Below are 26,247 nucleotides of genomic sequence, written 5' to 3'. Positions count from 1 at the left end.
TGTTCATGCGGAGTACTGATTATTTATAACGGTACGTAATTCTGCCACGAGTTAAATCGTATGGAGATAATTCTACCGTAACTTTATCTCCAGGTAAAATACGAATGAAATGCATGCGAATTTTACCAGAAACATGTGCTAACACTGTGTGGCCATTTTCAAGCTCCACCTTAAACATTGCATTAGGCAATGTCTCAACAACTGTTCCTTCCACTTCAATTACATCGTCCTTCGCCATGGATCGGCTCTCCCTTCTTCGAATCAGTAACATATTTCATTAATGCATAACGCAATTTACCGTTTGTCACACGACCAGTTTCAAGGATGCTGTTTTTAACTTCCGGGGAAATAATGTCTAGCAACTTTATATGCTGGACATTCTTCTTTTTCGGGAAGTCAAACTTCCGCTTGCTTCCATCAGCAAGCAGAACAAACCGCTCATCAACGATTCCAACAACGACAGCATATTGCCCTGCTTCACGACCATGTGTAATCAACACAATTTGTCCGATTTGGCATGGTGAGCCTGTATGCAATGATTTCACCTTCGATTAGAGGGTAGTTAAAATCTCATAGCCGGTCTCTGTAATGGCGATTGTATGCTCAAAATGAGCGCACATTTTTCCGTCTACTGTTACAACTGTCCAATCATCTTCAAGCGTTCTTACATAACGGCTCCCCGCATTCACCATCGGTTCAATGCACAATACCATGCCTGGCTTCAGCCGTGGCCCTTTATTTGGCGGACCATAATGTGGAATTTGCGGGTCTTCATGTAAGTTTTGACCAATTCCATGCCCGACATACTCGCGGACAATTGAAAAATGGTGTGCTTCTACATATGTTTGAATAGCATGAGAAATATTGGATAAGCGGACTCCTGGCTTCGCTTCCTTTAAACCTATATATAAAGATTGTTCCGTCACTTCTAGAAGCTTTTTCGTTTCGTCAGCAATTGGGCCGACTGGATACGTCCAAGCTGAATCAGCATGGTAGCCATTATATTGAGCACCGATATCAATGCTAATGATATCGCCCTCTTCTAAAACGCGGTTACCAGGGATGCCGTGCACCAGCTCTTCATTCACTGAAGCGCAAATGCTGCCCGGGAATCCGTTGTATCCTTTAAAAGAAGGAGTGGCTCCATGCTGGCGAATGACTTTTTCAGCGATTTGATCAAGCTCTTTAGTAGTGATTCCAGGCTGAATATGTTTTTGCAATTCTTGGTGAGTAAGAGCTACGATTCGCCCAGCTTCACGCATCACTTCGATTTCACGAGGGGTTTTGCAAATGATCATTACTTTAAGCCCCCAAGCAATTCACAAATATCCGCAAAAACCTGTTCAATTTCCTGTTGTCCGTTAATGTTGTGCAAATACCCTTTAGACTGATAAAAATCAAGCAACGGCTGTGCTTGCTTCATATTGACTTCCAAACGGTTCGCAACCGTTTCGGCATTGTCATCTGCACGCTGGTAAAGCTCTCCACCACACTTATCACAAACTCCTGATTGGGCAGGTGGATTGAATACTAAATGGTATGTGGCACCGCAGTCTTTGCAAATGCGTCTTCCTGTCAAACGTTCCATTAAAATTTCTTTATCTACTTGAATATTAATAACGGAATCAATCGAACGGCCAAGCTCCGTTAGCATGCTTTCTAATGCTTCCGCTTGAGCTACTGTTCGTGGGAACCCATCAAGCAAAAATCCTCTTTGGCAATCGTCTTTGCTTAAGCGTTCACGAACGATGCCGATTGTTACTTCGTCTGGTACAAGATCGCCACGATCCATGTATTCTTTAGCTTGTAATCCTAATGCTGTTCTTTCTTTAATAGCTGCTCGAAACATGTCTCCAGTTGAAATATGAGGAATCTCATATTTCTCCACAATTTTTTCTGCCTGTGTCCCTTTTCCGGCACCTGGCAATCCCATTAAAACTAAGTTCATCATAGTTCCCCCTCAACTCTAGTGAGGTAGAGGGAATGAACTCCCCCGCAAACCTCTTTACTTAATGAAACCTTTGTAATGTCGTTTAACTAATTGACTTTCAAGCTGCTTCATGGTTTCAAGCGCAACTCCAATCACAATCAGCAAGCTCGTTCCACCGATTCGAGCAGAATCTGGCAAATTAGCAACCTTGACAAAAAATACAGGAAGAACAGCGATTACTGCTAAAAATATTGAACCAACAAATGTGAGACGATAAAGAACTTTGGTTACGTATTCTTGAGTGTTTCTTCCTGGGCGAATGCCTGGAATATATCCACCTTGTTTTTTCAGATTGTCCGCCATTTGCTCCGGGTTCACTTGAACAAAGGCATAGAAGTACGTAAAGGCAATAATTAATGCCACATATATAATCATACCAACTGGCTGTGTATAATCAAACGTTTTCTTGATCCACAATGTTACATCATTCGAGCCGAAAAACGATGCAATTGTCGGTGGTGCAACAATAAACGACACCGCAAAAATAACAGGAATAACCCCTGCCGGATTTACTTTTAACGGCAAATGAGTAGAGTGACCGCCTACCGGACTGCGTCCCTCCAATCGCTTTGCATACTGAATTGGAATCTTTCTAAACGCTTGTTGAACGTAGATGACTCCAACAATGATGGCAATCACAGCTAAAGCGATAAGAAGCACCGTTACAATTCTTAAAAATAGCTGATCACCAGCGTTTTCAAACTGCTGGGCGTAAATTTGGTTAAGAGTAGAAGGGATTCCCGAAACGATACCCGCAAAGATGATAATGGAGATTCCGTTTCCTACTCCCTTTGCTGTAATTTGTTCTCCTAACCACATTAAAAACGATGTACCCGCAGTTAATACAAGCGCGATAAGCAAATATGTCGGCACTCCAGGATTTTTAATTAACATGCCATTTGTCATATTGTTAAAGCCGTATGACATACCGAATGCTTCGATGAAGCCAAGCACAATCGTAAAGTAGCGGGTAAACTGAGCTAATTTACGTCGTCCAACCTCTCCTTGTTTGGACCATTCCGTAAATTTAGGAACAACATCCATCTGTAGCAGCTGTACGATGATGGATGCTGTAATGTAAGGCATAACCCCCATAGCAAAAATGGAGAAGTTTTTTAAAGCCCCTCCCCCAAATGTATTGAGAACGCCGAACACATTTAACTGGTCTTGCATTTTCAATACATCAGCGTTCACGCTTGGAACAGGAATAAACGTCCCAATCCGGAACACAATGAGCATAAGGAGGGTGAACAGAATTTTCTTTCTTATGTCACCCACGCGCATAAAGTTGGAGATTGTTCGAAACATTAAATCACCTCAGTTTTACCGCCAGCAGCTTCAATCGCTTCTTTTGCAGCAGAGGAGAATTTATGTGCTTTCACTGTTAATTTTTTCTCAATTTGACCATTTCCTAAAATTTTCAAACCAGCTTTCAGCTTGCTGATTACACCTGTTTCTAAAAGAAGCTCAGGTGTTACTTCTGTGCCATCTTCAAAGCGGTTGAGCGTATCAAGATTTACGATCGCATATTCTTTTCGATTGATGTTTGTAAAGCCGCGTTTTGGAAGACGACGGAATAAAGGAGTTTGACCACCTTCAAAACCAAGTCTTACACCGCCACCTGAACGAGCATTCTGTCCTTTGTGACCTTTACCAGACGTTTTACCGTTACCAGAACCGATACCACGACCCACACGGTTACGTTCTTTGCGGGAGCCTGGTGCTGGTTGTAATTCATGAAGTTTCATCGCGAGGCACCTCCTTATACTAATTATTGTTCTAGCTCTTGTACTTTCACAAGATGCGATACTTTATTAATCATTCCGCGAATCGCTGGATTATCGTTATGAACAACTGTTTGATGCAATTTTCGCAAACCTAAAGTTTTTACAGTGACACGTTGATCTTCAGGACGACCAATCACGCTGCGAGTGAGGGTAATCGCTAATTTTTTCGCCATTTGTATTTCCCTCCTTATCCTAACAGTTCCTCAACTGTTTTACCACGCAATTTTGCTACATCTTCTGCGCGTTTCAATTGTTTTAAGCCGTCGATTGTCGCGCGCACCATGTTGACAGGCGTGTTAGAACCGATGGATTTAGATAGAATGTCACTTACTCCTGCTAATTCAAGTACTGCACGAGCTGGACCACCTGCGATAACTCCTGTACCTTCAGAAGCCGGCTTTAAGATGATTTCACCCGCACCAAAGTGGCCGACTACTTCATGAGGAATGGTTGTACCAACGATCGGCACTGTAATCAAGTTTTTCTTAGCATCTTCAATCGCTTTGCGAATCGCATCTGGAACCTCTTGAGCCTTTCCAGTTCCAAATCCGACATGACCGTTCTTGTCACCAACAACAACAAGAGCAGCGAAACGGAATCGACGTCCACCTTTTACTACTTTTGCTACACGGTTAACGGCAACTACGCGTTCTTCAAGTTCAAGTTTATTTGGATCAATGCGACGCATCTCTGTCCCTCCTTTATAATTAGAATTCTAACCCAGCTTCGCGAGCAGCGTCAGCAAGTGCTTTTACACGGCCATGGTATAAATATCCACCGCGGTCAAATACTACGCTTTTAATTCCTTTTTCTAATGCGCGTTTTGCAACTAATTCGCCCACTTTTTGTGCTGCATCTACATTTCCAGTTGCGTCTAAGTTGAACTCTTTATCAAGTGTAGAAGCACTAACAATGGTTACAGCTTTGACATCATCAATAATTTGTGCATAAATGTGCTTGTTGGAACGGAACACATTTAAGCGTGGACGTTCAGCAGTTCCAAATAATTTTCTCCGAACGCGAGCATGTCTTTTTTTGCGAACTGCGTTTTTATCAAGCTTAGTGATCATTTCCGTCACTCCTTTCATTTACCTAAGCAGCATTATTTCTTACCTGTTTTACCTTCTTTACGACGTACAACTTCGCCTTCGTAACGAATACCTTTTCCTTTGTATGGTTCTGGAGAGCGTACCGCACGAATGTTTGCTGCTAATTCACCAACACGTTGTTTGTCCGCACCTTTAACAACAATTTTTGTTTGTGAAGGAACCTCAATTTCAAGACCCTCTTCTGGCTCAATTTCAACAGGATGAGAGTACCCGACACTAAGAACGAGCTTTTTGCCTTGTTTTGATGCACGATAACCGACCCCTACTAATTCAAGGCCTTTCTCGTATCCTTTTGAAACTCCTTCCACCATGTTCGCCAATAAGCTGCGTGTTGTACCGTGAAGAGTGCGATGCTCTTTTGCATCACTTGGACGAGAAACTGTGAGAATATTGTCTTCCACTGTGATTGTCATATCAGGATGGAAAGCACGAGTCAATTCGCCTTTCGGTCCTTTTACTGTAACGGTGCTGCCGTTAACTGTTACTGTTACACCTGCAGGAATTTCGATTGGTTTTTTACCAACACGTGACATAACTTGACACCTCCATTCTTAAAAAGACTGATTACCAGATGTATGCTAACACTTCGCCGCCAGTTCCTTTTTGACGCGCTTCTTTATCTGTTAAAATTCCTTGAGACGTAGAAATAATAGCGATACCTAAACCGTTCAATACACGAGGCACTTCATTAGCTTTGGCATAAACGCGCAAACCAGGCTTGCTGATGCGTTTAAGACCAGTAATAACGCGCTCATTATTTGGACCGTATTTTAAGAAAATACGGAGAACACCTTGTTTGTTATCTTCGATGTATTCGACATCACGAATGAAGCCTTCACGTTTTAAGATTTCTGCGATTTCTTTCTTCATTTTCGAAGCAGGGACTTCAAGTTTTTCGTGACGCACCATGTTCGCATTACGAATGCGAGTAAGCATATCTGCAATTGGATCTGTCATCACCATTATGTTTTACCTCCTTCCCAATTCACGGGTTGATTACCAGCTTGCTTTTTTCACACCAGGAATTTGACCTTTATATGCTAATTCACGGAAACAAATACGGCAAAGTTTAAACTTGCGATAAACGGAGTGTGGACGTCCGCAGCGTTCGCAGCGAGTGTACGCCTGAACTTTAAACTTTGGTGCGCGTTTTTGTTTCGCGATCATTGATTTCTTAGCCACATTTTCGCCTCCCTCTTTTTATAAATGGGATTCATTATTTTTGGAACGGCATACCAAGCAATGTTAACAACTCATGAGCTTCCTCATCAGTGTTTGCTGTTGTAACGATCACAATGTCCATACCACGAACTTTGTTGACTTTATCGTAGTCAATTTCAGGGAAAATTAGCTGTTCTTTGATCCCTAATGTATAGTTACCGCGGCCGTCGAATGATTTTTTTGATACGCCGCGGAAGTCGCGAACACGTGGAAGAGAAACAGAGATTAATTTATCAAAAAACTCATACATGCGCTCTCCGCGTAATGTGACTTTCGCTCCGATTGGCATACCTTCACGAAGACGGAAACCAGCGATTGATTTTTTCGCACGAGTGACAACTGGTTTTTGACCAGAAATTAATGCTAGCTCTTCAACAGCATTGTCCAATGCTTTCGCGTTTTGCACCGCATCACCAACACCCATGTTGATGACGATTTTTTCGATTTTTGGAACTTGCATTACAGATTTATAGTTAAACTTGCTCATAAGAGCAGGAATAACTTCTTTTACATATTTTTCTTTTAGGCGGTTCATGTAAGTACCTCCTTTCTCACATCACGATTATTTATCTAAAATTTCACCAGATTTTTTCGCGTAACGTACTTTTTTTCCATCTACTAATTTATAGCCTACGCGAGTTGGAGTTCCTGTTTTAGGATCTAAAGGCATTACGTTTGAAACGTGAATTGGTGCCTCTTTGCTAATAATACCGCCTTGAGGGTTTACTTGAGATGGTTTTGCGTGTTTTTTAACGATGTTTACTCCTTCTACAAGCACTCGGTTTTTCTTAGGGAACGCTGCAAGTACAACCCCTTGCTTTCCTTTATCTTTACCAGAGATTACTTGTACTTTATCACCTTTTTTTACATGCATCGTAGTTCGCACCTCCTTGAAAGGCTTTTCCTATTCATTAAATCACTTCTGGAGCTAGAGAAACGATTTTCATAAAATCTTTTTCACGTAATTCACGCGCAACTGGGCCGAAAATACGAGTTCCGCGTGGGCTTTTGTCGTCACGGATGATCACGCATGCGTTTTCGTCAAAGCGAATGTAAGAGCCGTCTGCGCGACGCACACCACGTTTTGTACGAACCACAACAGCTTTTACAACTTGACCTTTTTTAACAACGCCACCTGGTGTTGCGTCCTTAACAGTCACTACAACAACATCGCCGATGTTCGCATAGCGACGACCGGAACCACCTAACACTTTAATGACAAGCACTTCACGCGCACCAGAGTTATCTGCAACCTTCATACGAGTTTCTTGTTGAATCATTTACGAAACCTCCCTTCGGAATTATATCAATCATCCGAACATCATTAAAGAATAATCGCTTTTTCCACTACTTCTACAAGACGGAAACGCTTTGTTGCAGAAAGCGGACGAGTTTCCATGATTTTTACGATATCGCCAACTTTTGCTACGTTGTTTTCGTCATGCGCTTTATATTTTTTGGAGTATTTAACACGCTTTCCATAAAGCGGATGTTTTTTGTATGTTTCTACAAGAACCGTCACCGTTTTGTCCATTTTGTCAGACACAACGCGGCCAATGTATACTTTACGTTGATTGCGTTCACTCATGTCGCGAACCTCCTCTCAAGCGTTTATTTATTAGCAGCAATCTCTCTCTCGCGAACGATCGTTTTCATGCGGGCAATAGATTTACGCACTTCGCGAATGCGAGCTGTGTTTTCTAATTGGCCTGTCGCTAATTGGAAGCGAAGGTTGAATAATTCTTCTTTTAAAGATTTAATTTTTTGTTCAATCTCGGCAGTGGTAAGGTCACGGATTTCTTTAGCTTTCATTAGATTCACCACCAATTTCTTCACGTTTTACAAACTTACACTTAATCGGAAGTTTATGAGAAGCTAAACGCAATGCTTCGCGTGCTACTTCTTCAGAAACACCCGCAATTTCGAACATTACTTTACCAGGTTTTACAACCGCTACCCAACCTTCAGGCGCCCCTTTACCGGAACCCATGCGCACTTCTAAAGGTTTTGCTGTATAAGGCTTTGAAGGGAAAATTTTGATCCAAACTTTACCGCCACGTCTCATATAACGAGTCATCGCACGACGAGCAGCCTCGATTTGACGGTTCGTAATCCAAGCAGATTCTAATGCTTGTAATCCATATTCACCGAAATGCACTTCTGTACCGCCTTTTGCGCGGCCTCTCATGCGTCCACGATGTTCACGACGGAATTTCACGCGTTTTGGCATTAACATAATTAATTTCCTCCTTCCTCAGTTTTCTTTTTCGCAGGAAGGACCTCTCCACGATAAATCCATACTTTCACACCGATTTTTCCATATGTTGTATCCGCTTCTGCTGTTGCATAGTCAATGTCAGCACGAAGAGTGTGGAGTGGAACTGTTCCTTCACTGTAGTGTTCAGAACGAGCGATATCGGCACCGCCTAAGCGACCAGATACCATTGTTTTAATTCCTTTTGCACCAGCACGCATTGTGCGTTGAATCGCTTGTTTTTGTGCACGACGGAACGATACGCGGTTTTCAATTTGACGCGCAATATTTTCAGCTACTAATTTCGCATCTAAATCCGGTTTTTTGATTTCTAAAATGTTGATATGAACACGTTTCCCCGTTAGTTGGTTAAGAGCTTTGCGAAGCGCTTCGACTTCTGTGCCGCCTTTACCGATAACCATGCCTGGTTTAGCAGTATGGATCGTAATGTTGATACGGTTAGCTGCACGTTCGATTTCTACTTTAGAAACAGCCGCATCGCTTAAACGTTTCGTGATGTACTCACGCACTTTAAGGTCTTCATGCAAAAGATCCGCATAATCTTTTTCAGCATACCATCTTGATTCCCAATCACGGATAATACCGATGCGAAGACCGACTGGATTCACCTTTTGACCCACTGATTATCCCTCCTTCTTTTCTGAAACAACGATCGTAATATGGCTTGTGCGTTTGTTGATCGCGCTCGCACGACCCATTGCGCGAGGACGGAAGCGTTTCAATGTTGGACCTTCATCCACATATGCCTCTGTTACGACTAAATTGTTAACATCCATATCATAGTTATGCTCTGCATTCGCTACAGCAGATTTCAATACTTTCTCAATAATTGGAGAAGCAGCTTTAGGAGTATGACGAAGAATCGCTACTGCTTCACCTACTTGCTTTCCTCGAATCAAATCAATCACTAAACGAGCTTTACGAGGAGCAATACGAACTGTTCTAGCAACAGCTTTAGCTTGCATAAATGAGCCTCCTCTCATTAACGTTTTGTTTTCTTATCATCGCCAGCATGACCTTTGTATGTGCGCGTTGGTGCGAATTCACCAAGCTTGTGTCCTACCATATCCTCTGTAATGTACACAGGTACATGTTTGCGTCCATCATATACCGCGATTGTGTGACCGATGAATTGTGGGAAAATCGTCGAACGACGAGACCATGTTTTAATTACTTGTTTTTGTCCAGTCTCATTTAACTTTTCAACTTTTTTCATTAAATGATCATCACAAAAAGGACCTTTTTTTAGGCTGCGACCCATAAATAAACCTCCCTTCGTGATTGTTCTACGGTTCTTAAGAACCGTAGTTCAACCCCGTTATTTTTTACGACGACGTACAATAAATTTATCGGATTTATTTTTCTTTTTACGAGTTTTGAATCCAAGAGTTGGTTTACCCCATGGAGTCATTGGCGACTTGCGTCCGATTGGTGCTTTACCTTCACCACCACCATGTGGGTGATCAACAGGGTTCATAACGGAACCGCGAACAGTTGGACGGATGCCTAACCAACGAGCACGTCCTGCTTTACCAACATTGACAAGCTCATGTTGTTCGTTACCTACTTGACCAATTGTCGCACGGCAAGCACCTAAAATCATGCGAACTTCACCAGAAGCTAAACGAACAAGAACATACTTGCCTTCTTTACCAAGCACTTGTGCAGATGTACCAGCAGAACGAACAAGCTGTCCACCTTTTCCTGGTTTCAATTCAATGTTGTGTACTAAAGTACCAACAGGGATATTCGCAAGCGGTAGTGCATTCCCTACTTTGATGTCCGCTTCTGGACCAGACATGATTTCCATGCCTACTTCTAAGTTTTTAGGAGCGATAATATAACGTTTTTCACCATCTACATAGTGAATCAACGCAATGTTCGCTGAACGGTTTGGATCGTACTCGATTGTAGCAACGCGTCCTGGAATGCCATCTTTGTCGCGTTTGAAATCGATGATACGATATTGACGCTTATGACCGCCACCTTGGTGACGAACTGTCAACTTACCTTGGTTGTTACGACCACCTTTTTTCTTTAAAGGCGCAAGCAATGATTTCTCTGGCTTGTCAGTTGTGATTTCTGAGAAATCAAGAACTGTCATGCCACGGCGACCGTTGGACGTTGGTTTGTATTTTTTAATCGCCATGTCGGTTTCCCTCCTTCTCTGTTAAACTTATACTTCGAACAATTCGATCTCTTTGCTGTCTGGTGTTAATGTCACAATCGCTTTGCGACGGCGGTTTGTAAGCCCGCTATAACGGCCAACTCGTTTGAACTTTCCTTTGTAGTTCATGATGTTGACTTTCGCAACCTTTACGCCAAAAATTGCTTCGACAGCATCTTTTACTTCTGTTTTGTTTGCTTTTACATCCACTTCGAATGTATATTTTTTCTCAGCCACTAAATTCATTGAGTTTTCAGTGATAACGGGGCGCTTAATAATATCGCGAGGATCTTTCATTATGCAAGCACCTCCTCTACTTTTTCCACGGCTGCTTTTGTAATCACAAGCTTATCGTGGTTTAACACATCAAGCACGTTGATTCCGTTAGCAGCAACCACTGTTACTCCAGGAATGTTGCGTGCCGATAGCATGATATTTTCATTGATGTCCGCTGTTACGATTAACGCTTTGCGGTCTGCAGAAAGATTGCTTAAAATTTTCACCATTTCTTTTGTTTTTGGTGCTTCTAAAGCTAAGTTGTCTAATACAACAATGTTATTTTCAAGAACTTTTGAAGACAAAGCAGATTTAATAGCTAAACGACGAACTTTCTTTGGAAGCTTGTAGCTGTAACTGCGTGGAACTGGACCAAACACAGTACCGCCGCCACGCCATTGTGGAGAGCGGATCGAACCTTGACGAGCACGTCCAGTACCTTTTTGGCGCCATGGTTTACGGCCACCGCCGCTTACTTCAGCGCGATTTTTCGTTTTGTGCGTTCCTTGACGCAAAGAAGCACGTTGCATAATCACTGCTTCAAATAACACATGTTTATTTGGCTCAATACCAAATACGGAATCGTTTAATTCAATTTCTCCAACAGTTGCTCCGTTTTGGTTGTACAATGCTACTTTTGGCATTGGATAATTCCTCCTTTCTTAAGAAAGTTATTTCACTTTTGCTTTAACCGCACTTTTGATCACAACAAGTCCTTTATTTGGACCAGGTACATTTCCTTTAACAAGAAGCAGATTACGTTCTACATCTACTTTTACAATTTTCAAGTTTTGAACTGTAACACGCTCTCCGCCCATGCGACCTGGCAATTCTTTCGATTTAAATACGCGGTTTGGCGCAATAGGACCCATTGAACCAGGACGGCGATGATAGCGAGAACCGTGAGCCATAGGTCCACGAGATTGGCCATGGCGCTTAATTGCACCTTGGAATCCTTTACCTTTTGAAACTCCTGTTACATCGATCATATCGCCCTCAGCGAAAATATCAACTTTGACTTCCTGACCAACTTCGTATTCCGCTGCGTTAGCACCGCGGATTTCACGGATGAAGCGCTTAGGTGCAGTGTTCGCTTTGGCTACATGACCTTTTTCCGGTTTGTTGGCTAACTTTTCGCGTTTATCTTCAAAACCTAATTGGATTGCTTCATAGCCATCATTTTCAACTGTTTTCTTTTGAAGAACAACGTTAGGAGTCGCTTCAATTACCGTTACCGGAATTAGATCGCCGTTTTCTGCGAATACCTGCGTCATACCAATTTTTCTCCCTAAGATTCCTTTGGTCATTTGTCACACCTCCTATAAATTCGTTTTTACAATTAAAGCTTGATTTCAATATCGACACCGGATGGTAAGTCCAAACGCATTAATGAATCCACAGTTTGTGGAGTTGGGTTTACGATATCGATCAAACGTTTATGTGTACGCATTTCAAATTGTTCACGAGAGTCTTTATACTTGTGAACAGCACGTAAAATCGTATAAACAGTTCTTTCTGTTGGTAATGGAATCGGCCCAGATACTTTTGCACCTGAACGTTTTGCTGTCTCTACGATTTTCTCAGCAGATTGATCAAGGATTCGATGATCGTAAGCTTTTAAACGGATACGAATTTTTTCTTTTGCCATTATTTTCCCTCCTTCTTCGCCTATTTTAAAAATAGACATTCTCCGTGGAAATTTCCTCACACTCGCCATGGCAAAGCGGCCGGGTGTGTCAGCAACCTTCCACTTCATCGCAGTCAAAGACCAACATTAGATATTATACAGATATCTATAATGAAATGCAAGCAAAATCTCGCTTTGCATCCATTGTTTTATCGTAAAACTGATTTTCGCTACAGCTTATCAACGCGTGTCAAAAATGCCTGAATCCATTGTAGACGAATGGGGACATTTATAAACCTATTGGCCTGAATTTCATTATTGAGATTTAGGCCCCTATTTCTTGAGTCTATGTTGAAAATACTTTCATATCGACATGATTTGATTCTCATATGAGCGGATGATGATTTACTTTTGCAGTCAAACGATCATGAGTTTTAATAGATATCATCATATGTATACAAGCATGGAGACAATAAGTGATTCGATTAGATCTAGCACCACGAGTTTTTATTATTTATGAGAACCAAAACATAGCAAAACACAATTTTCATCTTTTTGATGGCGACGCAACTTTCCGTCATAGACAAGTAATGAAGACAACGCTGCCCAGATAGATTTTCAACAATAAAAAAGGGTTTGCTTGAAGCAAACCCTTTCTATGATTATTCAATGATAGAAGATACAACGCCAGCGCCTACTGTACGTCCACCTTCGCGAATAGAGAATTTTGTACCTTCTTCAATCGCGATAGGTGCAATCAATTCTACTGTCATTTCGATGTTGTCGCCAGGCATAACCATCTCTACGCCTTCTGGTAGAGTGATGATACCAGTAACGTCAGTTGTACGGAAGTAGAATTGTGGACGGTAGTTAGAGAAGAATGGGGTATGACGTCCACCTTCTTCTTTAGATAATACGTAAACTTCTGCTTTAAATTTTGTGTGTGGTGTGATTGTGCCTGGTTTTGCAAGTACTTGACCACGTTGGATTTCATCGCGAGCAACACCGCGAAGAAGTGCACCGATGTTGTCACCAGCTTCTGCTTGGTCAAGAAGCTTACGGAACATTTCTACACCAGTAACTGTTGTAGATTTTGGCTCATCAGCAAGACCGATGATGTCTACAACGTCACCAACTTTTAAGATACCGCGCTCAACACGACCAGTAGCAACTGTACCACGACCAGTGATAGAGAATACGTCCTCAACTGGCATCATGAATGGTTTATCAGTGTCGCGTTGTGGAGTTGGGATATACTCATCAACAGCGTTCATAAGCTCAACGATTTTAGCTTCCCATTCAGCGTCACCTTCAAGAGCTTTTAACGCAGAACCTTTGATTACTGGGATTTCATCGCCAGGGAATTCGTATTCAGACAATAGGTCACGAACTTCCATTTCAACAAGTTCTAATAATTCCTCGTCGTCTACCATATCGCATTTGTTTAAGAATACTACGATGTATGGTACGCCTACTTGGCGAGAAAGAAGAATGTGCTCACGAGTTTGTGGCATTGGACCGTCAGCAGCAGATACTACAAGGATCGCGCCGTCCATTTGTGCCGCACCAGTGATCATGTTTTTCACGTAGTCAGCGTGTCCTGGGCAGTCAACGTGTGCATAGTGGCGGTTGTCAGTTTCGTACTCAACGTGTGCAGTTGAGATTGTGATACCGCGCTCACGCTCTTCTGGAGCAGCGTCGATTTGATCGTATGCACGAGCTTCTGCTTTACCTTGTTTCGCAAGAACAGTTGTGATTGCAGCTGTTAAAGTTGTTTTACCATGGTCAACGTGGCCAATTGTACCAATGTTAACGTGTGGTTTAGAGCGTTCAAATTTCGCTTTAGCCATTATAGATATCCTCCTTAAATAATAATTTTCATTTTAATTTTTAAGTATATTGAATGCTTGGAAGCAAACATGCAAGCATGTCTGCTCCCAAGTCTTACATAAGTATTTATACTTGAACAATGCTAGAAAATCAATTATTCGCCTTTATTTTTTTTGATGATTTCCTCAGCAATGCTCTTTGGAACTTCTTCATAGTGATCAAATACCATGGAGAATACTCCGCGTCCTTGCGTATTAGAACGCAATGAAGTTGCATATCCGAACATTTCGGATAATGGAACCATCGCGTGTACCACTTGCGCGTTACCGCGAGCCTCCATGCCTTCTACGCGTCCGCGGCGAGAAGTGATGTCACCCATAATGTCACCAAGGTATTCTTCTGGAATGACAACTTCTACTTTCATAATTGGCTCAAGTAATACTGGGTCACATTTTGTTGCTGCGTTTTTCAATGCAAGAGAAGCAGCAATTTTGAATGCCATTTCACTTGAGTCTACATCGTGGTAAGAACCATCGAATAGTTTCGCTTTGATATCAACAACTGGATATCCAGCGAGAACACCATTTTGCATTGCGTCTTCAAGACCCGCTTGAATTGCCGGGATATACTCTCTTGGAACAACCCCACCGACAATCGCATTTTCAAATTCAAAGCCTTTTCCTTCTTCGTTTGGCGTAAATTCAATCCAAACGTGACCGTATTGACCGCGACCACCAGACTGACGTACGAATTTACCTTCTACTTGAGCAGACTTGCGGAATGTTTCGCGGTATGCAACTTGTGGAGCACCTACATTCGCTTCTACTTTGAACTCCCGACGCATACGGTCAACAATGATATCAAGGTGAAGCTCACCCATACCCGCAATAATGGTCTGACCTGTTTCTTGGTCTGTCCACGCGCGGAATGTTGGGTCTTCTTCTTGAAGCTTTTGCAACGCTGTGCTCATTTTGTCTTGGTCTGCTTTTGATTTTGGTTCAATCGCAATTTGAATAACTGGCTCTGGGAATGTCATCGATTCCAAAATAACAGGAGCTTTTTCATCGCACAGAGTATCTCCAGTCGTTGTATCTTTTAAACCTACTGCTGCAGCGATATCACCCGCATATACTGTAGAAATTTCTTGGCGGTGGTTCGCATGCATTTGTAGAATACGACCGATACGTTCACGTTTACGTTTTGTCGAGTTCAATACGTATGAACCGGAATCTAATGCACCAGAATATACGCGGAAGAACGTCAACTTACCAACGTAAGGGTCTGTCATAATTTTAAACGCTAATGCTGCAAATGGAGCATCATCGCGAGATTCACGCACTGTCTCTTCTTCTGTATCTGGAACAACCCCTTTAATTGGCGGGATGTCCACTGGAGCAGGTAGGTAATCTACGACTCCATCTAGCATTAACTGAACACCTTTGTTTTTGAAAGCAGAGCCGCAGAATACTGGGAAGAATTCAACAGAAATAGTGGCTTTACGGATTGCTGCCTTTAATTCCTCTGTTGTAACCTCTTCTCCTTCTAAATATTTCATCATTAATTCTTCATCAAGCTCCGCTACTGCTTCAATCAATTTCCCGCGATATTCTTCTGCTACATCGCGGTAATCTTCTGGAATTTCAATGCGCTCAATGTTTTTACCTAATTCATCGTGGTAATGATAAGCGCACATTTCAACAAGATCAATAATGCCATTGAATTGATCTTCAGCGCCAATCGGCAATTGGACCGGATGAGCATTCGCTTGCAAACGGTCATGAAGTGTTTTAACAGAATATAAGAAATCAGCGCCGATTTTGTCCATTTTGTTAACGAATACAATACGAGGAACACCGTATGTAGTCGCCTGACGCCATACCGTTTCAGTCTGAGGCTCTACCCCAGATTGCGCATCAAGTACTGCTACTGCTCCGTCTAAAACGCGTAAAGAACGTTCAACTTCCACTGTGAAATCTACGTGTCCTGGTGTGTCGATAATGTTAATACGATGACCTTTCCATTGAGCTGTTGTCGCCGCAGACGTGATGGTAATCCCGCGCTCTTGCTCTTGTTCCATCCAGTCCATCGTAGCAGCGCCTTCATGCACTTCACCGATTTTATGAACGCGACCTGTATAGAAAAGGATACGTTCCGTTGTTGTCGTTTTACCGGCATCGATATGAGCCATGATACCAATATTGCGAGTGTTTTCTAAGGAGAACTCTCTTGCCATCTTGGTTTTTTCTCCTTCCTTGATAAGTTAAGTATCTTAATTTAATAAATAGTTGCAAATATAGGAAGATAGGTGAGTATACGAACAAGGTCAACACCTGATCGTCTTCACCTATTTTCCTCATTGGACATAAAAGATCCATCGTTTCATTAAGGCAATACGATTACCAGCGATAGTGAGCAAATGCTCTGTTTGCCTCTGCCATTTTGTGAGTATCTTCGCGTTTTTTCACAGATGCTCCTGTATTGTTTGCAGCATCTAAAATTTCGTTTGCTAAACGCTCTTCCATCGTTTTCTCACCACGAAGACGAGCGTAGTTTACTAACCAACGAAGACCTAATGTTGTGCGGCGGTCAGGACGAACCTCTACTGGAACTTGGTAGTTCGCACCACCAACGCGACGTGCACGCACCTCAAGAACAGGCATTACATTTTTTAATGCTTGTTCAAATACTTCCATCGGATCTTTGCCAGTGCGTTCACGAATAATATCGAACGATGTGTAAAGAATTTTTTGCGCCTTTCCTTTTTTACCATCAATCATGATTTTGTTGATGAGGCGTGTTACGAGTTTCGAATTGTAAATTGGATCTGGTAATACATCTCTTTTCGCAACCGAACCTTTACGTGGCATAGTTTTTCCTCCTTTCAAGAAAAAAATCCTATTTTTTCAATTGTCATCATCTATTATTTTTTAGCAGCTTTTGGTTTCTTAGCACCGTATTTAGAACGGCCTTGCATACGGTTAGCCACACCTGCAGTATCTAATGCACCGCGAACGATGTGATAGCGCACACCCGGCAAGTCTTTAACACGGCCACCGCGAATTAATACAACGCTGTGCTCTTGTAGGTTGTGGCCGATACCCGGAATGTATGCTGTTACCTCGATTCCGTTTGATAAACGCACACGGGCATATTTACGAAGCGCTGAGTTTGGCTTCTTCGGCGTCATTGTACCTACACGTGTACATACACCGCGTTTTTGCGGAGAAGCAACGTTCGTTTGTATTTTTTTGAAGCTGTTATACCCTTTATTTAAAGCAGGGGATTTAGATTTCACAACTTTTTTCGTACGGCCTTTGCGTACTAATTGGTTAATTGTAGGCATAATAAAAATCCTCCCTTCACACATAAGTTCAAGTCCACACATCCAGGTGGCTCATTATTTATGCAAAAACAAAGTTTTTGTAGAAAATCCACAAAAACAGTTTTAACGAATAATCGCAACAGCTGCTGCCCTTACTTGGATTTTACACGCTTCTCCAAGCTTCTTCATTGAATCTACCTTTGTTACAGGGACGCCTGCCTTGTTTGCTGCTTCCATAATTTTAGTGGTAATGGCTGGATCAGCATCCTCGGCAACCACTACTTCCTGTGCGCTTCCTTCTTTTAGGGCGCGCATTGTTTGCTTTGTTCCCACTAACACTTGTTGAGCCTGTAATACTTTTTCATAAGACATATGCCATATCCTCCAAAGCAACAGGTTTTCGGAACACCTTTATTACATTAACATGTTCTACATGACATTGTCAACTCTTATTTGATGAATTTGTTACCGGCAGGTCTTACCTGCCGGTAACTCCATAAATCATGATTTACTTGGTTGTTACTTGTTCATCCTGATGCTGTTTAACCGCAGGCTTGATTTTTCGATAACGCGCCATTCCCGTTCCGGCTGGCACAAGCTTACCGATGATCACATTTTCTTTTAAACCCAGCAATTCATCGCGCTTACCTTTGATAGCTGCATCCGTTAACACACGCGTCGTTTCTTGGAATGAAGCAGCGGATAAGAACGAATCTGTTTCGAGTGACGCTTTTGTAATACCAAGAAGCACCGGGCGAGCCGTAGCTGGACGTTTTCCTTCAAGCAGAACCTGCATATTCGCATCTGTAAATTGATGAACATCAAGCAAGGTACCTGGGAGTACATCTGTGTCTCCAGCGTCAATGACTCGAACTTTGCGAAGCATTTGACGCACCATCACTTCAATATGCTTATCGCTAATTTCTACCCCTTGCATCCGGTATACTTTTTGCACTTCACGCAATAAGTACTCTTGAACAGCCGTGATGTCTTTTACTTTGAGGAGCTCCTTCGGATCAATCGATCCTTCTGTCAACTCTTGACCTCTCTCAACTTGCTTTCCTTCTTGAACTTTTAATCTTGCGTTGTATGGAGCTGTATATGTCCGTGTCTCAACCTCGCCTTTTACGACGATTTCTTGTTGACGGTCTCTCGTTTCATTAATAGCAACGACGATACCATCAATTTCAGAGATGACCGCTTGCCCCTTCGGATTACGCGCTTCAAATAGCTCCTGAACCCGAGGCAAACCTTGTGTGATATCGTCTCCTGCTACCCCACCTGTGTGGAATGTACGCATCGTTAGCTGTGTACCAGGTTCACCGATGGATTGGGCAGCGATAATGCCAACTGCTTCTCCTACTTCTACTTCTGCACCAGTAGCAAGGTTGCGGCCATAACATTTTTTACATACTCCATGGCGAGTGTTGCATGTAAAAGCAGAACGAATCCATACTTGATCAATGCCGGCTTTAATAATAGCGTTAGCAATATCCTCTGTGATCATTTCGTTCTCTTTTACTAGAATTTCTCCTGTTTCTGGATGTTTCACTGTTTTCCGCGCATAGCGTCCTACTAGACGCTCCTCTAGCTTCACAATCACTTCTGTTCCATCAGTTAGTGATTTCACAAGCATACCACGGTCTGTACCGCAATCATCTTCACGAACAATGACATCTTGGGCAACGTCGACAAGTCGGCGCGTTAAATAACCAGAATCCGCTGTTTTTAATGCTGTATCAGCAAGTCCTTTACGCGCACCGTGTGTGGAAATAAAGTATTCCAATACTGTTAAACCTTCACGGAAGGATGATTTGATCGGCAATTCGATAATGCGTCCCGCCGGGTTCGCCATCAATCCGCGCATACCTGCAAGCTGTGTAAAGTTAGAGGCGTTACCACGCGCTCCAGAATCACTCATCATAAAGATCGGGTTACGCTTATCTAAGGACTCCATCAGCTTGCTTTGAATTTTATCCTTCGCAGCGCTCCACACGGAAATGACACGTTCATAACGCTCTTCATCTGTAATTAAACCGCGTCTAAACTGCTTTAACACTGTATCTACTTTCGTTTGCGCTTCTTGAAGGATTTCTTGCTTTTCCGGCAATACGACGATATCGGCTACACCAATAGTGATACCAGCTTTTGTCGAATACTTAAATCCAAGATCCTTCATCCGGTCTAACATTTTAGATGTTTCCGTGATTTTGAACCGTTTAAATACTTCAGCAATAATATTACCAAGTATTTTCTTTTTAAATGGAGGCACAAGCTCGCGCTTGCGGATTTCTTCTTTTACGTTTACACCTTTATCAAGGAAGTATTTATCCGGCGTTCTTTCTTCAATATTTTCCTGCGTCGGCTCGTTAATATACGGGAAAGACTTCGGCAGAATTTCGTTAAAGATCAACTTCCCGACGGTTGTAATGAGCAACTTCTGATTTTGCTCTTCTGTGAACGTTTCATTTTTCAACGAACCCGCATGGATGGCAATTCGAGTGTGCAAATGCACGTAGCCGCTATGGTAAGCGAGCAACGCCTCATCTGTATCTTTGAAGATCATTCCTTCACCGACCGCACCCTCGCGTTCCATCGTCAAGTAATAGTTTCCTAACACCATATCCTGTGAAGGAGTAACAACTGGTTTTCCATCTTTCGGATTCAAAATATTCTGGGCCGCCAGCATAAGCAAACGCGCTTCCGCTTGTGCTTCTGCTGATAACGGAACGTGTACAGCCATTTGGTCTCCGTCAAAGTCCGCATTATAGGCTGTACATACAAGCGGATGCAGACGAATTGCCCGTCCTTCAACAAGCGTTGGTTCAAACGCTTGAATTCCAAGTCTATGCAAAGTTGGAGCACGGTTTAAAAGCACTGGATGTTCTTTAATGACAGACTCCAATACATCCCAAACTTCCGGGTGCACACGCTCGATTTTCCGTTTCGCGCTTTTAATATTATGAGCCAAACCACGCTCAACCAGCTCTTTCATAACAAATGGCTTGAAGAGCTCCAGCGCCATTTCTTTTGGCAAACCGCATTGATACATTTTTAAGTTCGGGCCGACGACGATTACAGAGCGGCCAGAATAGTCCACGCGTTTACCAAGTAAGTTTTGGCGGAAACGCCCTTGTTTACCTTTTAGCATATGCGATAAAGATTTAAGCGGACGGTTCCCTGGCCCTGTTACCGGACGGCCACGGCGTCCATTGTCAATTAACGCATCCACCGCTTCTTGAAGCATCCTTTTTTCGTTTTGCACAATGATGCTTGGCGCACCCAGATCTAATAAACGCTTCAAGCGATTGTTCCGGTTAATGACACGACGATATAAATCATTTAAGTCTGAAGTCGCAAAACGGCCACCGTCTAATTGAACCATTGGGCGCAATTCAGGCGGAATAACCGGAAGTACGTCAAGCACCATCCATGCTGGATCATTTCCGGAATTACGGAAGGCTTCCAACACTTCTAAGCGTTTAATCGCCCGAGCGCGCCGTTGTCCTTGCGCTGTTTTTAGCTCTTCTTTTAATGTTTCTACTTCTTTTTCAAGATCAATATCCTGTAAAAGCTTTTTAATGGCTTCTGCTCCCATTGATGCTTGGAATGAGCTTCCGTATTTTTCACGATAGGCACGATACTCCTTCTCGGAAAGAAGCTGCTTTTTCTCAAGCGGTGTATCTCCGGGATCTGTAACAACATATGAGGCAAAATAAATTACCTCTTCCAAAGCTCGCGGGGACATGTCTAGGACAAGTCCCATGCGGCTCGGAATCCCTTTAAAATACCATATATGCGAAACAGGGGCAGCCAGTTCAATATGGCCCATACGCTCACGGCGAACTTTCGCTCGAGTAACTTCTACACCACAACGATCGCAAACAACACCTTTATAACGTACGCGCTTATATTTTCCACAATGGCATTCCCAGTCTTTCGTTGGTCCAAAAATGCGCTCGCAGAACAACCCGTCTTTTTCAGGCTTGAGTGTACGATAGTTAATCGTTTCTGGTTTTTTCACTTCGCCATAGGACCAAGAGCGAATTTTTTCCGGCGAAGCGAGTCCGATTTTCATATACTCAAAGTTATTTACATCTAGCAAGGGGCCTACCTCCCTCTCAATCTCCAGGTTTTACCCTTTTTGCCTTATCGGTTTATTCCTTTGTCACTGCATCTTTTTCTTCTTCTTTTTCCACTTCTATTCCAACGGCAATGGCTTCTGCTGGTTGGACATCATCATCTTCGTCAAAGTTTTCCATGTTGATTTCTTTCTCGTCACTTGAAAGGATCGTCACATCCATTCCTAAGCTTTGAAGCTCTTTGATTAAAACTTTAAATGATTCCGGAACGCCTGGTTCTGGAACATTTTCACCTTTGACAATGGCTTCGTAAGTTTTTACGCGACCCACTACATCGTCCGACTTCACAGTCAAAATTTCTTGTAGCGTATATGCCGCACCATAAGCCTCAAGAGCCCAAACCTCCATCTCACCAAAACGCTGGCCGCCAAATTGAGCTTTACCGCCAAGCGGCTGTTGCGTGACAAGCGAGTATGGACCTGTAGAACGAGCATGGAGCTTATCGTCAACCATGTGCGCAAGTTTAATCATGTACATGATTCCGACAGAGACACGATTATCGAACGGCTCACCAGTTCTTCCATCATAAAGCACCGTTTTGGCATCACGTGCCATTCCAGCTTCCTCCAAAATGGCCCAAACGTCTTCTTCGCGAGCTCCATCGAATACTGGTGAAGCAACATGAAGGCCAAGCTTTCTCGCAGCCATTCCCAAATGCAATTCAAGCACCTGACCAATGTTCATGCGTGAAGGAACGCCCAATGGGTTTAACATGATATCCACCGGTGTTCCATCTGGTAAAAATGGCATATCTTCTTCCGGAAGAATTCTTGAAATAACCCCTTTGTTTCCGTGACGACCAGCCATTTTATCTCCAGCAGAGATTTTCCGTTTTTGAACAATGTATACACGCACAAGCTGGTTCACGCCGGGAGGAAGTTCATCCCCATCTTCTCGGTTAAAGACTTTGACATCCAGTACGATCCCGCCGCCACCGTGTGGTACACGAAGCGAGGTGTCGCGCACTTCACGCGCTTTTTCTCCGAAGATAGCATGAAGCAGACGTTCTTCCGCTGTCAGCTCTGTCACCCCTTTTGGTGTGACCTTCCCTACTAGCAAATCTCCGTCTTTTACTTCTGCGCCAATTCGCACAATGCCGCGCTCATCTAGATTGCGCAACGCGTCTTCTCCAACGTTTGGAATATCGCGGGTGATTTCCTCTGGTCCCAATTTTGTGTCACGAGATTCTGATTCATATTCTTCAATGTGAACAGACGTATATACATCTTCTTTTACAAGACGTTCGCTCATAATGATCGCGTCTTCGTAGTTATAACCATCCCATGTCATAAAGGCAACTAATACGTTGCGACCGAGCGCCAGTTCACCTTTTTCCATTGATGGTCCGTCTGCGAGAATTTCTCCTTTTTCAACAATATCTCCTTTTTTCACAATTGGGCGTTGATTATAGCATGTTCCTTGGTTGGAACGAACAAATTTAAGCAGACGATATTTGTCCAGATCGCCTTTTATCTCTTTCCCGTCAACTTCCACCAAACGGCGAACCCAAATTTCTTTTGCTTCCACCCGCTCAACAATTCCACGATGCTTACAAATAACAGCAGCACCTGAATCTTTAGCTGATACATATTCCATTCCTGTACCAACAATTGGTGCTTCCGGCTGCAATAACGGCACCGCTTGGCGTTGCATGTTTGCTCCCATCAACGCCCGGTTGGAATCGTCATTTTCTAAGAATGGAATACACGCAGTCGCCGCTGATACGACCTGTTTCGGCGATACGTCCATATAGTCGACGCGATCGCGTTTAACGACAATGTTTTCACCACGGAAGCGCGCTACAATATCTTCATCTAGGAATGTTCCATCCTCAGCAATTCTGGCATTTGCCTGCGCTACCACATAGTTATCTTCTTCGTCAGCCGTTAAATAGTCGATGCGGTCCGTGATTTTTCCTGTTTCAGGGTCAACACGGCGATAAGGTGTTTCAATGAATCCAAATTTATTAACTTTGGCATACGTAGATAAAGAGTTAATTAAACCGATGTTTGGCCCCTCAGGTGTTTCAATCGGACACATGCGTCCATAGTGAGAATAGTGTACGTCACGCACTTCCATACCCGCACGTTCGCGAGTTAAACCGCCTGGTCCTAATGCGGATAAACGGCGCTTATGAGTCAGCTCAGCAAGCGGATTGGTTTGATCCATAAATTGTGAAAGCTGTGAGCTGCCAAAGAATTCCTTAATAGCAGCAATCACTGGACGAATATTAATAAGCTGTTGAGGTGTGATCGTATTTGTGTCCTGAATCGACATGCGCTCGCGAACTACCCGTTCCATGCGCGATAAACCGATACGGAATTGGTTTTGCAACAGCTCTCCTACAGAACGAAGGCGCCGGTTTCCTAAATGATCGATATCATCCGTGTCACCTACTCCATGGAGAAGGTTGAAGAAATAGCTAATGGACGCAATAATATCGCTTGGCGTAATGTGTTTGACATCTTCAGCAATGTATCCGTTGCCAATGACATTAATGACTTGCTCACCATCAGGATCATTCGGTGCATAAATTTTAATGGACTGAAGCGTAAACTCCTCATCTACTACACCACCGAATGGCTTATATGTCCGGAAGCCGATCCCGTTTTCGAGATAAGGTAGAATTCGATCAAGCGTTCTGCGATCAATCATCGTTCCTTTTTCAGCGATAATTTCACCAGTCTCCGGATGAACGAGCGTTTCAGCAAGCCGTTGATTGAAAAGTCTATTTTTGATATGAAGTTTTTTGTTAATTTTATAGCGGCCGACGCTCGCTAAATCATAGCGTTTTGGATCAAAAAAACGAGAAATAAGCAAGCTTTTCGCGTTTTCTACTGTCGGCGGCTCGCCAGGACGTAAGCGCTCGTAAATTTCTAGTAACGCTTTCTCCGTATTTTCTGTATTATCTTTTTCAAGCGTATTACGAATATACTCGTTTTCACCGATTAAATCGATAATCTCTTGATCGGATCCAAATCCAAGAGCACGCAAAAGCACGGTGACAGGCAGTTTACGAGTACGGTCAATGCGAACATAGACAACGTCCTTTGCATCTGTTTCATACTCCAGCCATGCGCCTCGGTTTGGGATAACAGTGGCTGAGAATCCGCGTTTGCCGTTTTTATCTACTTTTCCGCTATAATATACGCTTGGAGAACGTACAAGCTGCGAAACAATGACCCGTTCGGCACCGTTAATAATAAACGTTCCCGTCTCTGTCATTAGAGGGAAATCGCCCATGAAAACATCTTGCTCTTTTACTTCGCCTGTTTCTTTATTAATCAGGCGCACTTTTACGCGAAGAGGTGCCGCATATGTAACATCGCGTTCTTTCGACTCTTCGACTGAGTATTTCGGCTCTCCTAGGCTATAGTCGATAAATTCAAGAGATAGATTTCCGGAAAAATCCTCAATTGGCGAAATTTCTTTGAACATTTCTCTCAGACCTTCATCAAGAAACCATTGGTAAGAGGAGGTCTGAATTTCGATAAGGTTTGGTAATTCCAATACCTCACTAATACGCGCGTAACTTCTTCGTTGGCGGTGTCGTCCATATTGAACTAGTTGACCTGTCAACTGATTCACCCCTCAAATTCAAGCGTTGATAAAAAAGTAGAAGGCTGCCTTGCTGATGAAGGCATTTTTTGCCTTACTATCAGACAAAAGAAAAATGGTTTCTATAACAAGAAAACCACATTTTCACCTATTTATTGATTTTATAATTTTCCCCATTAGAAATAAAATTATACATATGAATTATAGATAGCTACATAAGGTTACACATTTGGCATTTTATAATGCTATCATAGCTAAAAAAAACTGTCAATATTTTTTTGCCTTTATGATATAATATCCTTTTTTCTTTGTTATTACTTCTACTTCTGGAAATAGTGATTGGAGTTTTTCAAGAGCGGAAGGAGCCCCTTGCTTCTTCTGAATCACAATCCATAATTCTCCACCAGAAAGGAGATGATCCACACTTTCTGCAAAAATCGAATGAACGATCTGCTTTCCCGCACGAATTGGGGGATTCGTTAAAATGGCAGCGAACTTTTTCATTCCGATCTCTTGAAACAAATTGCTTTCATAGATGATGGCATTATGAATTTGATTTTGCTGCTGATTTTGGCGGGCTAACGCAATCGCTCGTTCATTAATGTCAACCATCTCCACCTTGCGCTCAGGGAAAGATTTTGCTAAAGCTAAACCAATCGGACCGTAGCCGCAGCCGACATCCAAAAAGTCCCCTTGAATCAACGGCTCTTCAAACGTTTCAATGAGCAATCGTGAGCCAAAATCCACCTCACGCTTAGAAAAAACACCTTGATCAGTTGTAAAGAGCAAATCATTTCCTCTAAGTGTGTAACTCCATGTATGTGGATCACTTGAAGAAGACGGAGCTTTGGAGTAGTAATGTTCACTCAATGATTCTCATCCTTTCATTGGCTTTTTACCATTCTCTCCATACTTGATAGCAGAATATGCTGTAAAATCCATG

At 42.7% G+C, this 26,247-nt stretch carries 34 protein-coding genes; all 34 read right to left on the bottom strand.

Going from position 1 to position 26,247, the window contains the following annotated elements; all coding sequences use genetic code 11:
* Positions 1 to 19: 19 nt before the first annotated feature.
* Entirely contained in the window at positions 20 to 238 is a 219-nt protein-coding gene (gene infA / locus GRQ40_RS00825) for a translation initiation factor IF-1 (protein WP_003178377.1), read from the bottom strand.
* Positions 216 to 536: a KOW domain-containing RNA-binding protein gene (locus GRQ40_RS00820; protein WP_066150243.1), complete on the bottom strand. Its 321-nt coding sequence runs from the start codon at positions 534 to 536 to the stop codon at positions 216 to 218. The genes infA and GRQ40_RS00820 overlap by 23 nt, the downstream gene beginning before the upstream one ends.
* Positions 537 to 551: 15 nt before the next feature.
* A complete protein-coding gene (gene map / locus GRQ40_RS00815; protein ID WP_044744043.1) occupies positions 552 to 1,298 on the bottom strand; it encodes a type I methionyl aminopeptidase in 747 nt (248 codons plus the stop codon).
* Positions 1,298 to 1,948: an adenylate kinase gene (locus tag GRQ40_RS00810; protein ID WP_066150238.1), complete on the bottom strand. Its 651-nt coding sequence runs from the start codon at positions 1,946 to 1,948 to the stop codon at positions 1,298 to 1,300. Before GRQ40_RS00810 ends, map begins: the two co-directional genes overlap by 1 nt.
* Positions 1,949 to 2,005: 57 nt before the next feature.
* Positions 2,006 to 3,298 (bottom strand): preprotein translocase subunit SecY, encoded by a 1,293-nt coding sequence (gene secY / locus GRQ40_RS00805; protein WP_066150236.1) that lies wholly within the window; start codon positions 3,296 to 3,298, stop codon positions 2,006 to 2,008.
* Positions 3,298 to 3,738: a 50S ribosomal protein L15 gene (rplO, locus tag GRQ40_RS00800; RefSeq protein ID WP_044744046.1), complete on the bottom strand. Its 441-nt coding sequence runs from the start codon at positions 3,736 to 3,738 to the stop codon at positions 3,298 to 3,300. The genes secY and rplO overlap by 1 nt, the downstream gene beginning before the upstream one ends.
* 23 nt (positions 3,739 to 3,761) lie before the next feature.
* Complete coding sequence (gene rpmD / locus GRQ40_RS00795; protein ID WP_044744047.1) at positions 3,762 to 3,950, bottom strand: 50S ribosomal protein L30; 189 nt, start codon at positions 3,948 to 3,950, stop codon at positions 3,762 to 3,764.
* Between the two features lie 14 nt (positions 3,951 to 3,964).
* Positions 3,965 to 4,465 carry a 30S ribosomal protein S5 gene (rpsE, locus tag GRQ40_RS00790; protein WP_044744048.1) on the bottom strand — a complete coding sequence of 167 codons (501 nt, stop codon included), beginning with the start codon at positions 4,463 to 4,465 and terminating at the stop codon, positions 3,965 to 3,967.
* A gap of 19 nt (positions 4,466 to 4,484) precedes the next feature.
* Positions 4,485 to 4,847 (bottom strand): 50S ribosomal protein L18, encoded by a 363-nt coding sequence (rplR, locus tag GRQ40_RS00785; RefSeq protein ID WP_044744049.1) that lies wholly within the window; start codon positions 4,845 to 4,847, stop codon positions 4,485 to 4,487.
* Between the two features lie 32 nt (positions 4,848 to 4,879).
* Positions 4,880 to 5,419 carry a 50S ribosomal protein L6 gene (gene rplF / locus GRQ40_RS00780; RefSeq protein ID WP_044744050.1) on the bottom strand — a complete coding sequence of 180 codons (540 nt, stop codon included), beginning with the start codon at positions 5,417 to 5,419 and terminating at the stop codon, positions 4,880 to 4,882.
* 31 nt (positions 5,420 to 5,450) lie between these two features.
* Positions 5,451 to 5,849: a 30S ribosomal protein S8 gene (rpsH, locus tag GRQ40_RS00775; RefSeq protein ID WP_044744051.1), complete on the bottom strand. Its 399-nt coding sequence runs from the start codon at positions 5,847 to 5,849 to the stop codon at positions 5,451 to 5,453.
* 33 nt (positions 5,850 to 5,882) lie between these two features.
* Positions 5,883 to 6,068, bottom strand: a complete 186-nt coding sequence (locus tag GRQ40_RS00770; RefSeq protein ID WP_066150233.1) for a type Z 30S ribosomal protein S14 — start codon at positions 6,066 to 6,068, stop codon at positions 5,883 to 5,885.
* A gap of 34 nt (positions 6,069 to 6,102) precedes the next feature.
* Complete coding sequence (gene rplE, locus GRQ40_RS00765; RefSeq protein ID WP_066150230.1) at positions 6,103 to 6,642, bottom strand: 50S ribosomal protein L5; 540 nt, start codon at positions 6,640 to 6,642, stop codon at positions 6,103 to 6,105.
* Positions 6,643 to 6,669: 27 nt separating this feature from the next.
* Positions 6,670 to 6,981 (bottom strand): 50S ribosomal protein L24, encoded by a 312-nt coding sequence (rplX, locus tag GRQ40_RS00760; protein WP_044744053.1) that lies wholly within the window; start codon positions 6,979 to 6,981, stop codon positions 6,670 to 6,672.
* Between the two features lie 37 nt (positions 6,982 to 7,018).
* Positions 7,019 to 7,387, bottom strand: coding sequence for a 50S ribosomal protein L14 (rplN, locus tag GRQ40_RS00755; RefSeq protein ID WP_044744054.1), 369 nt, complete (start codon positions 7,385 to 7,387; stop codon positions 7,019 to 7,021).
* A 44-nt stretch (positions 7,388 to 7,431) separates the two neighbouring features.
* On the bottom strand, positions 7,432 to 7,695 hold the full coding sequence (gene rpsQ / locus GRQ40_RS00750) for a 30S ribosomal protein S17 (protein WP_044744055.1): 264 nt from the start codon (positions 7,693 to 7,695) through the stop codon (positions 7,432 to 7,434).
* 23 nt (positions 7,696 to 7,718) lie between these two features.
* A complete protein-coding gene (gene rpmC / locus GRQ40_RS00745) occupies positions 7,719 to 7,919 on the bottom strand; it encodes a 50S ribosomal protein L29 (protein WP_044744056.1) in 201 nt (66 codons plus the stop codon).
* A complete protein-coding gene (gene rplP / locus GRQ40_RS00740; RefSeq protein ID WP_044744057.1) occupies positions 7,909 to 8,343 on the bottom strand; it encodes a 50S ribosomal protein L16 in 435 nt (144 codons plus the stop codon). The genes rpmC and rplP overlap by 11 nt, the downstream gene beginning before the upstream one ends.
* 2 nt (positions 8,344 to 8,345) lie before the next feature.
* Positions 8,346 to 9,002 carry a 30S ribosomal protein S3 gene (gene rpsC / locus GRQ40_RS00735; protein ID WP_044744058.1) on the bottom strand — a complete coding sequence of 219 codons (657 nt, stop codon included), beginning with the start codon at positions 9,000 to 9,002 and terminating at the stop codon, positions 8,346 to 8,348.
* 3 nt (positions 9,003 to 9,005) lie between these two features.
* Positions 9,006 to 9,347 carry a 50S ribosomal protein L22 gene (gene rplV, locus GRQ40_RS00730; RefSeq protein ID WP_044744059.1) on the bottom strand — a complete coding sequence of 114 codons (342 nt, stop codon included), beginning with the start codon at positions 9,345 to 9,347 and terminating at the stop codon, positions 9,006 to 9,008.
* A 17-nt stretch (positions 9,348 to 9,364) separates the two neighbouring features.
* Positions 9,365 to 9,643 carry a 30S ribosomal protein S19 gene (gene rpsS, locus GRQ40_RS00725; RefSeq protein WP_044744060.1) on the bottom strand — a complete coding sequence of 93 codons (279 nt, stop codon included), beginning with the start codon at positions 9,641 to 9,643 and terminating at the stop codon, positions 9,365 to 9,367.
* Between the two features lie 57 nt (positions 9,644 to 9,700).
* Entirely contained in the window at positions 9,701 to 10,531 is an 831-nt protein-coding gene (gene rplB / locus GRQ40_RS00720) for a 50S ribosomal protein L2 (protein WP_044744061.1), read from the bottom strand.
* Positions 10,532 to 10,558: 27 nt separating this feature from the next.
* Positions 10,559 to 10,846: a 50S ribosomal protein L23 gene (rplW, locus tag GRQ40_RS00715; RefSeq protein WP_044744062.1), complete on the bottom strand. Its 288-nt coding sequence runs from the start codon at positions 10,844 to 10,846 to the stop codon at positions 10,559 to 10,561.
* A complete protein-coding gene (gene rplD / locus GRQ40_RS00710) occupies positions 10,846 to 11,469 on the bottom strand; it encodes a 50S ribosomal protein L4 (RefSeq protein ID WP_044744063.1) in 624 nt (207 codons plus the stop codon). The genes rplW and rplD overlap by 1 nt, the downstream gene beginning before the upstream one ends.
* Positions 11,470 to 11,496: 27 nt before the next feature.
* On the bottom strand, positions 11,497 to 12,132 hold the full coding sequence (rplC, locus tag GRQ40_RS00705) for a 50S ribosomal protein L3 (RefSeq protein WP_066150227.1): 636 nt from the start codon (positions 12,130 to 12,132) through the stop codon (positions 11,497 to 11,499).
* A gap of 32 nt (positions 12,133 to 12,164) precedes the next feature.
* Positions 12,165 to 12,473: a 30S ribosomal protein S10 gene (gene rpsJ, locus GRQ40_RS00700; protein ID WP_003247558.1), complete on the bottom strand. Its 309-nt coding sequence runs from the start codon at positions 12,471 to 12,473 to the stop codon at positions 12,165 to 12,167.
* Between the two features lie 641 nt (positions 12,474 to 13,114).
* Positions 13,115 to 14,302, bottom strand: coding sequence for an elongation factor Tu (tuf, locus tag GRQ40_RS00695; protein WP_066150224.1), 1,188 nt, complete (start codon positions 14,300 to 14,302; stop codon positions 13,115 to 13,117).
* 134 nt (positions 14,303 to 14,436) lie between these two features.
* Positions 14,437 to 16,515: an elongation factor G gene (gene fusA / locus GRQ40_RS00690; protein ID WP_159719170.1), complete on the bottom strand. Its 2,079-nt coding sequence runs from the start codon at positions 16,513 to 16,515 to the stop codon at positions 14,437 to 14,439.
* A 163-nt stretch (positions 16,516 to 16,678) separates the two neighbouring features.
* Entirely contained in the window at positions 16,679 to 17,149 is a 471-nt protein-coding gene (gene rpsG, locus GRQ40_RS00685; RefSeq protein WP_044744067.1) for a 30S ribosomal protein S7, read from the bottom strand.
* A gap of 53 nt (positions 17,150 to 17,202) precedes the next feature.
* Positions 17,203 to 17,625 carry a 30S ribosomal protein S12 gene (gene rpsL, locus GRQ40_RS00680; RefSeq protein ID WP_080862218.1) on the bottom strand — a complete coding sequence of 141 codons (423 nt, stop codon included), beginning with the start codon at positions 17,623 to 17,625 and terminating at the stop codon, positions 17,203 to 17,205.
* Between the two features lie 102 nt (positions 17,626 to 17,727).
* On the bottom strand, positions 17,728 to 17,976 hold the full coding sequence (locus GRQ40_RS00675) for a 50S ribosomal protein L7ae-like protein (protein ID WP_159719169.1): 249 nt from the start codon (positions 17,974 to 17,976) through the stop codon (positions 17,728 to 17,730).
* A 136-nt stretch (positions 17,977 to 18,112) separates the two neighbouring features.
* Entirely contained in the window at positions 18,113 to 21,709 is a 3,597-nt protein-coding gene (gene rpoC / locus GRQ40_RS00670) for a DNA-directed RNA polymerase subunit beta' (RefSeq protein WP_159719168.1), read from the bottom strand.
* A 52-nt stretch (positions 21,710 to 21,761) separates the two neighbouring features.
* Complete coding sequence (rpoB, locus tag GRQ40_RS00665) at positions 21,762 to 25,325, bottom strand: DNA-directed RNA polymerase subunit beta (RefSeq protein WP_044744071.1); 3,564 nt, start codon at positions 25,323 to 25,325, stop codon at positions 21,762 to 21,764.
* 246 nt (positions 25,326 to 25,571) lie between these two features.
* The gene (locus tag GRQ40_RS00660) at positions 25,572 to 26,174 is read right to left on the bottom strand and encodes a class I SAM-dependent methyltransferase (RefSeq protein WP_044744072.1); all 603 of its coding nucleotides are present in this window, start codon (positions 26,172 to 26,174) and stop codon (positions 25,572 to 25,574) included.
* Positions 26,175 to 26,247 lie beyond the last annotated feature (73 nt).

It is taken from the genome of Anoxybacillus sp. PDR2 (assembly GCF_009834045.1).
In the GTDB taxonomy this organism is placed as follows: domain Bacteria; phylum Bacillota; class Bacilli; order Bacillales; family Anoxybacillaceae; genus Anoxybacteroides; species Anoxybacteroides rupiense.
Note: the sequence above shows the minus strand (reverse complement) of the source record. Positions and strands in the feature narration are given on the sequence as shown.